Raw genomic sequence first — 2,139 nt, forward strand, 5'->3', positions numbered from 1 at the left:
TCTATTCCATATAGATTCCTCAAGACAGGGAAACACTTTTGATTATTTATTTAAAGATAATCATTTATCTGCATACGTCCCTCTATAAAAAAACTTATACGGAGTTCTCGAAAACATATAAGGAGAAGTATGGAGCTAAAAAAGAGCAAAACAGAGGAATTAAGAGATAGAAATAAGAGATATCTCAATTAATTTGTATTAACTTTGTGATTGAATAAATATCATAGCACATGAAAAGGTCAATAAAGCATTTACCTAAACAAACACAGGAAGAGTTAAACACCTTGCTGGAGTTAATTAAGCACGATATGCCATGGTGTTGCATGGTTATATTATATGGTAGCTATGCCCGTGGCGGTTATGTTCTGTGGGACCAGAGAGTAGAGTTTGGTGTGAATACTTTCTATCAGAGCGATTATGATATAATGGCAGTCATCCCAAAGCCAAGAATGAAACATGTAGAAGACAGACTAAGAAATCAGATAACTCCTAAATATCACAAAGCTTTTGCCCATCGTCGTCATGCTTCACCACAATTCATTGTTGAATATGTAAATACGCTCAATAAAGAACTTGAGCGCAGTCAGTATTTCTTTACCGATATTATGAAAGAGGGCATCAAGATGTATGACAGCAAAGAGTTTAAATTGGCCAAACCTCGTGAACTGTCGTTTAAAGAGATTAAAGAATTTGCTATTAAAGAATTTGATATACATTATCCGCTGGGGATAAATTATTTAGAACATGGGTATACCGATTATAATAAAGAACGGTATAGAGGAGGTTCATTTCTATTGCATCAAACCTGTGAACGATTTTATAACTCTATCAGCCTTGTATATAGAAACTACCGTCTAAAGAGCCATAAGCTGGATGAATTGGTAGGTCATGCAAAAGAATTTTCGAGAGAATTAGCAGTAGTATTTCCATCAAATACAAATTTTGAAAAACGATGTTTTAACCTGCTTTGTCGCGCATATATTGAGGCTCGTTACAATAAGACTTTATTGTAACCAAAGAAGAGTATGCTTATATGCTCGAACGAATTGAAATATTAAAAGAGATCGCCTTCAGAATCTGCACAGAGAAATAGACTCTTATGATGTGCTAATTGCAAATAAAGAAACACAATCACAACAAAATCAATAAAATAATCCAACCTCGAAATAACGCTGCTAGAACCTCGAGCAATAGCTCAACTAATAATAGCCCGAGATAAACGCCTCGCCGCTTAATGACATGACATATACGCCTTGAAAAGGCAGTTGAAAATATAAACTGTTTTTTCAAGACGTATTTGTGGATTATATCCATTGCCCAAAGTTATATCTTGGGCTGCTATCAATTAAACTTTCAGCTCGAATTCATCTGTCAAATCCACATCAAAACAATAAAACTTATTCAGTTCTCACCTTAGAATAACAAACTAATTTCTGCTACCTGACAAAACAATCTCTATAGATATCACTCCCGCGGCATAATGGCAAATCAACCAAGCTAAGTATGTTCTCTTATTTATTTTATATTATCAGACTATCTATCCCCTAAAGGAGCGGAGTCGAAAAATCTCTATCGTTTTTTAATGCCATCACTTTTCAAATACACCACTATCTTACCTGCTCCATATCTCCGGATAATTCCTTCATCCAGATATTTCCTGAGAAATTCGACTGCCTTATCCCGGCTGATAGCTGCCAATCTCATAAAATCAGCACGGGTAATGCAACCATGTTCATCTATATGCCGCATAAGAAGTGTACGACATTCATCTTCCCCACGAGTATTGTCTGTACGATATGGTGATTCAATACGTTCCAACTGCAACGGCTCCAATTCTTCATAGAATTTCTTATTAACACGAAGGTTCACCTTATTAAGCCAGATAGAAGGTGAACGGATTTCTTTCTTCTCCATCACCGAACGATCACATTTTAATGACAAAGAAAATATCCCAACTCTCCAACTTCTACGGTCTACTCTTTGAGAGCCAACGCTGCAATTCGTCTGTCACAGCTTGCAAACAACCTTCAATGGTAGCTTGACTGAAACCATTAGACTTGGATACCAATTCTATAAATTTCTTGGCATCAAAAGTTCCTGATGGAATAACACGCGCGTGAAGCGGTTGTTGTTCCTAGA

At 36.3% G+C, this 2,139-nt stretch carries 2 protein-coding genes and 1 pseudogene; 1 reads left to right on the forward strand and 2 read right to left on the reverse strand.

The window, feature by feature from the left end; genetic code table 11:
• Positions 1-230: 230 nt before the first annotated feature.
• On the forward strand, positions 231-1,013 hold the full coding sequence (locus tag DXV50_RS09400) for a hypothetical protein (RefSeq protein ID WP_198666483.1): 783 nt from the start codon (positions 231-233) through the stop codon (positions 1,011-1,013).
• Between the two features lie 556 nt (positions 1,014-1,569).
• Here the strand turns inward: DXV50_RS09400 and DXV50_RS09765 are convergent.
• Together DXV50_RS09765 and DXV50_RS10120 are read right to left on the reverse strand one after the other, a co-directional pair.
• Complete coding sequence (locus tag DXV50_RS09765) at positions 1,570-1,950, reverse strand: HU family DNA-binding protein (protein WP_269801661.1); 381 nt, start codon at positions 1,948-1,950, stop codon at positions 1,570-1,572.
• A 16-nt stretch (positions 1,951-1,966) separates the two neighbouring features.
• Positions 1,967-2,119 (reverse strand): annotated as a pseudogene (locus DXV50_RS10120) (HU family DNA-binding protein); the annotation flags it as partial.
• Positions 2,120-2,139 lie beyond the last annotated feature (20 nt).

It is taken from the genome of Paratractidigestivibacter faecalis, assembly GCF_003416765.1.
Classification (GTDB): Bacteria; Actinomycetota; Coriobacteriia; order Coriobacteriales; family Atopobiaceae; genus Paratractidigestivibacter; species Paratractidigestivibacter faecalis.

What these genes read in the sequence shown, in the direction of transcription:
- DXV50_RS09400 (WP_198666483.1), top strand. Translation starts at nt 231, where the DNA reads ATGAAAAGGTCAATAAAGCATTTACCTAAACAAACACAGGAAGAGTTA.